The organism is Acidobacteriota bacterium, from assembly GCA_016195325.1.
GTDB lineage: Bacteria > Acidobacteriota > Polarisedimenticolia > JACPZX01 > JACPZX01 > JACPZX01.
Map to the genome: position 1 here is coordinate 63,019 of JACPZX010000098.1, position 6,898 is coordinate 69,916.

7 protein-coding genes are annotated in these 6,898 nt (G+C 65.6%); 6 read left to right on the forward strand and 1 reads right to left on the reverse strand.

Features of this window, described 5'->3' with window-relative positions; all coding sequences use genetic code 11:
* Positions 1 to 12: 12 nt before the first annotated feature.
* From HY049_17185 to HY049_17210, 6 genes are all read left to right on the forward strand, one after another.
* Positions 13 to 912: a VIT1/CCC1 transporter family protein gene (locus HY049_17185; GenBank protein ID MBI3450633.1), complete on the forward strand. Its 900-nt coding sequence runs from the start codon at positions 13 to 15 to the stop codon at positions 910 to 912.
* Positions 913 to 1,040: 128 nt separating this feature from the next.
* Positions 1,041 to 1,691, forward strand: coding sequence for a glutathione S-transferase N-terminal domain-containing protein (locus HY049_17190; GenBank protein ID MBI3450634.1), 651 nt, complete (start codon positions 1,041 to 1,043; stop codon positions 1,689 to 1,691).
* A gap of 462 nt (positions 1,692 to 2,153) precedes the next feature.
* The gene (locus tag HY049_17195; GenBank protein ID MBI3450635.1) at positions 2,154 to 3,101 is read left to right on the forward strand and encodes an integron integrase; all 948 of its coding nucleotides are present in this window, start codon (positions 2,154 to 2,156) and stop codon (positions 3,099 to 3,101) included.
* Between the two features lie 241 nt (positions 3,102 to 3,342).
* Positions 3,343 to 3,885 carry a hypothetical protein gene (locus tag HY049_17200; GenBank protein MBI3450636.1) on the forward strand — a complete coding sequence of 181 codons (543 nt, stop codon included), beginning with the start codon at positions 3,343 to 3,345 and terminating at the stop codon, positions 3,883 to 3,885.
* 44 nt (positions 3,886 to 3,929) lie between these two features.
* Entirely contained in the window at positions 3,930 to 4,715 is a 786-nt protein-coding gene (locus HY049_17205) for a carbon-nitrogen hydrolase family protein (GenBank protein MBI3450637.1), read from the forward strand.
* A gap of 253 nt (positions 4,716 to 4,968) precedes the next feature.
* On the forward strand, positions 4,969 to 5,292 hold the full coding sequence (locus tag HY049_17210) for a hypothetical protein (protein MBI3450638.1): 324 nt from the start codon (positions 4,969 to 4,971) through the stop codon (positions 5,290 to 5,292).
* Between the two features lie 372 nt (positions 5,293 to 5,664).
* On the opposite strand, the gene HY049_17215 is transcribed toward HY049_17210, so the two are convergent.
* Positions 5,665 to 6,777, reverse strand: a complete 1,113-nt coding sequence (locus tag HY049_17215; protein MBI3450639.1) for an IS110 family transposase — start codon at positions 6,775 to 6,777, stop codon at positions 5,665 to 5,667.
* Positions 6,778 to 6,898 lie beyond the last annotated feature (121 nt).

Here is a 6,898-nt window from a genome sequence, read left to right on the forward strand (position 1 = left end):
GAAGGAGGCTTCATGCCCCAGACGCCGCACGCCGAGAAGCACTTCACCTCCGGCGCCGTCGTCCGCGACATCGTCATCGGGATGTCCGACGGCCTCACCGTCCCCTTCGCCCTCGCCGCCGGCCTCACGGGAGCCATCGCGTCGTCCGGCATCGTCGTCACCGCCGGCCTCGCCGAGATCGCCGCCGGCGCGATCGCGATGGGCCTCGGCGGCTACCTCGCCGCCCGCAGCGACGCCGAGCACTACGACAACGAACGGAAGCGCGAGGTGCGCGAGATCCACGAGAAGCCCGAGGCCGAGATGTACGAGGTCGTCGAATCGCTCGAGCGCTACGGCCTCTCCCCCGAGGAGTGCCGCCCCATCGTCGACTCGCTCCGCGCCCACCCCGACGCCTGGGCCGACTTCATGATGCGCTTCGAGCTCGGCCTCGAGAAGCCCGATCCGGGCCGCGCCCTCGCCAGCGCCGTCACCATCGGCGGCGCCTACATCGCCGGCGGCCTCGTCCCGCTCGCCCCGTACTTCTTCACCGAGACATCCACGGCCGCCCTCGGCGCCTCCGTCGCCATGACCGCGACTGCGCTCCTCGTCTTCGGCTACGTGAAGGGGACCTTCACCGGCGCCCGCCCCGTGCGCAGCTCCCTCCAGACCCTCCTGATCGGGAGCCTCGCCGCGGCCGCCGCCTTCGCCCAGAAAACCATGACGAACGCGATAGACGCCGCATTGTCGGGTTTGCAGGATCGCTTCAACAGCCTCGATCGGACCGCGTCCCGCATCGCGAAGGACGCCCCCGGCGAGGACCTTCCGGGCGATCTCGTGCAGCTCATGATCGACACGAACGGAGTGAAGGCCGACGTCGCCGTCCTCAAGACGCAGGACGAGATGATCGGCTCGATCCTCGACGTTCTCGCGTGAAGCGCCGGCCGCGCGCAAACCCGGCCAACGGCTCGCGTGTCCCCTCTGGCCTCGCACCGACTCCGTGCTACGATGCCCGGACCAACCCCCGGTCGGCAGGACAACGGAGGCCCCCCGTGAGCGACAAGCTGGTTCTCTACGTCGGCGAGAAGAACATGTCGTCGTGGTCGATGCGCCCCTACGTGGCGCTCGTCGAGAAGGAGATCCCCTTCGACGAAAAGACGGTCCTCATCCGCGAGGACAAGGACCGGGCCCGCCGTCGAGCCCTGTCGCCCACCGGCAAGGTCCCGGTCCTCCAGCACGGCGACCTCATGATCCCCGACTCTCTGGCGATTATCGAGTACCTCGAGGAGACCTTCCCGCCCCCGAAGCACAAGCCCCTCTGGCCCGCCGACACCCGCCAGCGCGCGCACGCCCGATGGCTCGCCGCCGCGATGCACGCAGGCTTCGCGAAGCTCCGCGAGTCGATGTCGTTCAACCTCTGCTTCCTCGAGACCGTCCCCCCCGCGACCCCCGACGCCGTCGCCGAGGCGAAGGAAGTCCTCTCGTACTGGGAGAGCGCCCTCGACGCGAAGACCGGCCGGGGCCCGTTCCTTTTCGGAAGCTTCGGCGCCGTCGACGCCATGTACGCCCCCGTCGTCGTCCGCCTCACCGCCTTCAAGGTGGACACCGCCCACACCCCGAAGTCCGCCGCGTACATGAAGTCGGTCCTGGCGCATCCCCCCGTGAAGCGCTGGATGGACGCCGCGAGAGCGCTCCCGCCGGTCGCGGCGTACTGAGCGGATCGCCCCGGGACAGTTGGTTCGAAAGGGGGGCCGGCGCGCTGGTAGTAATATGTAGGGAGCCCCCCGCCAGGCCCCGTCCCACGCCAGCTTTCAGCCCCCCGGATGAAAACGATGCCCGCAAACGGCTTGCCCGGCGCGGCCTCCCGGTGTACGCTCCATCGCTCTCCTGCCATGAAAACGGAGAAATTCCACATGGCGCCACTCGCGGTTCGCACGTCTCCTCGCTCAGCTCTTCTTCCGAACGCGATACACGTTGACCTGCCGCCCCATCCGGGCGTGCTCACCGCCGCGCCCCAATTCGAGCTGCGCGAGCCACCACCCACGCGCTCGCCCCGACTTCTCGAACAGGTAAAGGTCGCCCTGCGCCTCCGCCACTACAGCGTCCGCACCGAGCGCGCGTACGTCGGCTGGATCCGCCGCTTCATCCTCTTCCACGGCAAGCGCCACCCCTCGATGATGGGCGTCGCCGACATCGAGCGATTCCTCAGCAGCCTCGGCACGGGCACCCCGAGATCGGCTCGTCCCGGTTCGGGCGCCTTCGGCACCAGCACTCCAGGCTCACGCGGCCTCGGCTCGAGTCGTCCCGACGGGCGCACCCTCGATGCGCGCAGCACCGATGGTCGCAACACGGTCAGCGCCTCGACGCAGAACCAGGCGCTCGCCGCGCTCCTGTTCCTGTACCGTGACGTCCTCGACATAGAGCTCGGCTGGATCACCGACGTCGTCCGAGCCAAGACCCCGCACCGACTTCCCGTCGTCCTCACGCGCGACGAGGTGCGCCGCGTGCTCGCGCAACTCGACGGACCCGCGAAGCTCATGTCGATGCTTCTCTACGGCTCCGGCCTCCGCCTCCTCGAGTGCGCGCGACTTCGCGTGAAGGACGTCGACTTCGAGACGCGCCAGATAGTCGTGCGCGCCGGGAAGGGGAACAAGGATCGGATCACGATGCTCCCCTCGAGCGCCGGCGTGCCGCTGTGGAAGCACCTCGAGTGTGCGCGCCTCCAGCACGAGCGCGACGTGGCCAGCGGTGGCGGATGGGTCGCCCTCCCGGACTCGATCGCCCGCAAGTATCCGAACGCCGGCCGCGAATGGCCGTGGCAGTGGATCTTCCCCGCGACACGCCAGTACGTGGACCCGGCCACGGGCCGCCGACACCGCCACCACCTGCACGAGTCGGCCCTCCAGCGAAGCGTGCGAGCCGCAGTCCTGGCCGCCGACATTCCAAAGCCGGCGAGCTGCCACACCTTCCGCCACTCCTTCGCGACCCATCTGCTCGAAGACGGCTACGACATCCGCACCGTCCAGGAGCTCCTGGGCCACCGCGACGTCGCCACCACGATGATCTACACACACGTCCTCAACCGGGGAGGCCGCGGCGTCCTCAGCCCGGCGGACAAACTGTGACAACCCGTCGCCACCCCCCTCGCCACCCCCGCCGCGTCCTATCCGGCGCGCCTCTGCTGCATAACGCGCCAAGACGAGCGAGCCCCCAAACATTGAAAACGAAGGCTGGAGTAGGAGATTGAAGGAGTCAGTCGCCCAGTCGAGGGGCCAAGCCCGCGCTATCATGGACCCCCCACCCCAGTCCAAGTGTCTAAGAGCAGGTCCGTCTAATTACAGTTGGGCAGACCAATCGGTGAAAGGCATGATTCGACTCGTCGGACCTGGAGGCGCGGGCAAGAGCACCGTTGGCCTTTTGCTCGGCCAGAGGCTCGGTGTTCCCTTCGTCGACTTGGACGAGGAGTTCGTGGCGAAAGTCGGCGACATCTCGCGGTACCTCGAATCGCATGGCTACGACGCCTACGCCAAGCGGAACGTGGATGTCTACTTCACCACATTGGGGGCGGCGGCTGGGCGGGGGGTGGTGCTGGCACTTTCGTCGGGCTTCATGACCTACCGGCCTGACATTCATCCGGCTTACAAAGGCTGCCGCCGAGACATCGCATCGAGCCCCACGACGTTTGTTCTGCTTCCGTCGCTTGAATTCGAGACCTGTGTCGCTGAGACCGTGCGCCGCCAGCTCATCCGACCGTTCGCCCGTTCGGCAGCTTGTGAGGAACAGGTCATCCGCACTCGCTTCCCCAGCTACCTCAACATTCCCGCGACGAAGGTGGAAACCATGCGACCGGTGCGCGAGGTCGTCGATGAAATCGCAGTTGCCCAACAAGCCGCTGCCGCTCGCGGCTGAGCGGCATGGCGCTAGACCGCACTCTTGTTCCGTCTGGAGATCAAGTGAGGGTTGCCGCCTATCAAGCCCCTTTGGCGGCGTGCGCTGACGCTGAGGTCATTTCGCTGATCCGTCAGCAGGTTGATCGGTGCGAGGCTCTCGGCGTCGAGCTCCTCTGTTGTCCGGAAGCCCTGTTGGGCGGACTGGCTGACTACGTCGATCAACCAGAGCGCATCGCCATCGACGCGAGTGCCGGTGGCCTGGATCGTGTCCTCGCGCCGCTCGCGAGCGACCGAGTTACCACGGTGCTTGGTTTTACCGAGCAGGGCGAGGACGGGCACCTCTACAATGCTGCGGCTGTGTTCGCGCGCGGGACGGTGTTGGGCATCTACCGAAAGATGCACCCCGCTAGAAACCGCTCCGTCTACCGTGCCGGAGCCGAGGCGCCTACGTTCACGGTCGGCACCGTGACCTTTGGGGTTCTCATATGTCGCGATTCCCTCTTCCAGGAGCCAGCCAGGCTCATGCTGTCCCGTGGCGCCCAGATCCTTCTCGTACCGACGAACAATGGCATGCCGCGGGTGAAGGGTGGATCGGAGACAGTGGTAGAGGCTCGCACCTGTGACATCGGTCGTGCCTCGGAGTGCGGCGTGTCGATCCTTCGCGCCGATGTCGCCGGAGTCGACGGCGGTTTCGCGTCTTATGGATCTTCGGGCATCGTGAATCGCGACGGACGGGTGCTCGGCACGGCCCGCGCACTGGTCGCTGACCTGGTGGTCGCCGACATCGACATCAGAGAGCTTCAGCACGAGAACGGCTTGGGGGGTGCTGTGCCGGATGAGGACCGATGATACACCGTCGCCAAAGATCTTCGCGCAATGTCGCGCAAAGGCTGCCCAACAGCCCGTTGCAGCGGACGTGCCAAAAACGGCGCGCCGCTGAACGGGAGCGTTGGACAACATTCAGTAGGGGTTGGTGATGGCAACGACTCGCTCGTTCGAGTGTTCCACGCACGAAGGCCAGGTGCCCGCACCGAAGCTGTTCGAATCTTTGCTCAGGTGCGCACAGGGCGAGACGCCCGCTTGCCCGCGATGCGAGAAGCCGATGGCTCTTCGACTGAAGTTCGACTTTGGGCTGAACGCCTCGAACTCGGATTGCACTGTCGCGGCAGCGTTCACGTCGAATCCACCGCAGTCGTGGGCAGACAAGGATGGTCACCCGGTCAAGTTCTACCCGTTTCTTGTCTTTCTCAAACGTCACGGCAAGGGGAATGCTGCCTGGCTCCCGTATTGGCACATCGTCGACAAGCCAACTCGCAAGTTCACCAAGTACGGTCAGTGGGCGCCATTCATGGACCATCATCTCTTTGTTGATTTGCTCGAGCAAGCCAGGCGCAAAGGCTTCTCTCTGCATGGTGAACCGTCCTGACATGTTGTCCAACAGAGCGCTGCAGCGGACGCGCACGTCGCACGAAGCTTGGGTGTCTTACAGGTTGGCGCGCCGCTGAGCGCCGACGTTGATATGACTTCGGTTGTCAAGAGACCACGGTCGTCACGGTGGCATTGAGAGGTTCTCCCATCGAATCGGGGATGAGGAGTACAGGCAAGAGACGGGGCCAGCAATGTCGACGGTTGATCGTGCTGAGATCCGTGGGTTGGTTACCACCTTGCATTCTCCGTCGGACGCCTTCCTCGCTCTAGGCACGAGGGTCGGGGTGAGCCGCCTCTTAACGTCAACGAGGGTTGCGCCAAACCGGGGCCGCGCCTCTTGCCTGATTCCATTTTCAGTGGGCCTTTCTCCTCAAGCGCTGCTCTTCACTTCGCGGGCGATCGCCCACATGAAGGCGAGGAGCTCGCGAGCAATTGCGGTGACGATGACGTTGGGGTGCTTGCCGCGGGCGCTCAACTGCCGGAAGCGTTTGCAGAGACGGACCTGGGCCTTCCATGCGATGTCCTGGATCTTCTTCGGGAGCCGCTCGACGCGTTTGCGGATCGCTTCGGAGACTTTGGCGGGATGACGATAGGCCCAGGCACCTTCGACGAGGACGCGGCGAGCGTGGGAGTTGCCGGCCTTGGTGATGGAGCCGAGCCGTCGGGAGTTGCCCGAGGCGTGAACGCTGGGGATGAGGCCGACGAAGGCGGCGAGCTGGCGTGGGGAGTCGAAGCGGGTGATGTCGCCGAGCTCGGCGGCGGTCGTGATGGCGACGGTGTCCTGCACGCCCCGGAGTGCCTGATAGGATTCGACGAGAGGCGACAGGCGCCAGGAGGAGACGTGCCCGCGGAGCTCGGCTTCGAGTCGCTTGAGCCTGTCCGAGATCTCGGTGACGGCGTGGAGGTACTCCTGAAAGACGATCTGCTGGACGGGAGTCGGGCACACGACGCGAGCGAGATAGCGCAGGTGGGCCGCGTTCCAGTCGGCCCGGCCCACATAAGTAATGCCGAGACGGAGAAGGAACGACTTCAGCCGGAGCTTCGAGGCCTTGAGGTCCTTGACGCTGTCTTCGCGGGCGCGGGACAGATCGCGAATCGCCTCGTCCTCGATGGACGGGACGTAGACCGCGGTGAGGTCGCCGGAGCGAAGAAGCCGAGCGAGTTCGATGGCGTCACGGCGGTCGGTCTTGATGCGGTCGCCGGGTTTCTTCGGGATGAGGGAAGGAGCGACGACGAGACACTCGAGACCCTTGCCCGTCAGGTAGCGATGAAGCACGTAGCCGCACGGTCCCGCCTCGTAAGCGAACACGAGGTGCGGAGCCTTCGACTGGAGCCGTCGGACGAGCTTGTCGATGTCGCACTGACGGGTTCCGATGGGGCCGACGAAGGTGACCTCGCTGTCGCGATCCTCGAGAGCGTGGGCGACCGAGATGGAATCTTTGTGGACGTCGAGACCGACGAAAACGGTGGTAGGCTTGTGCATGGCTGACCTCCGGCTGAAGTTGGTGGTTTGCGCGACCAACGTGCGGCTCTGGCCTCTCGAGGCTAACCCGCGATACGACCGGAGGTCAGCTTCGCTCTTCCACCGAAGTCATCCTGTCTAG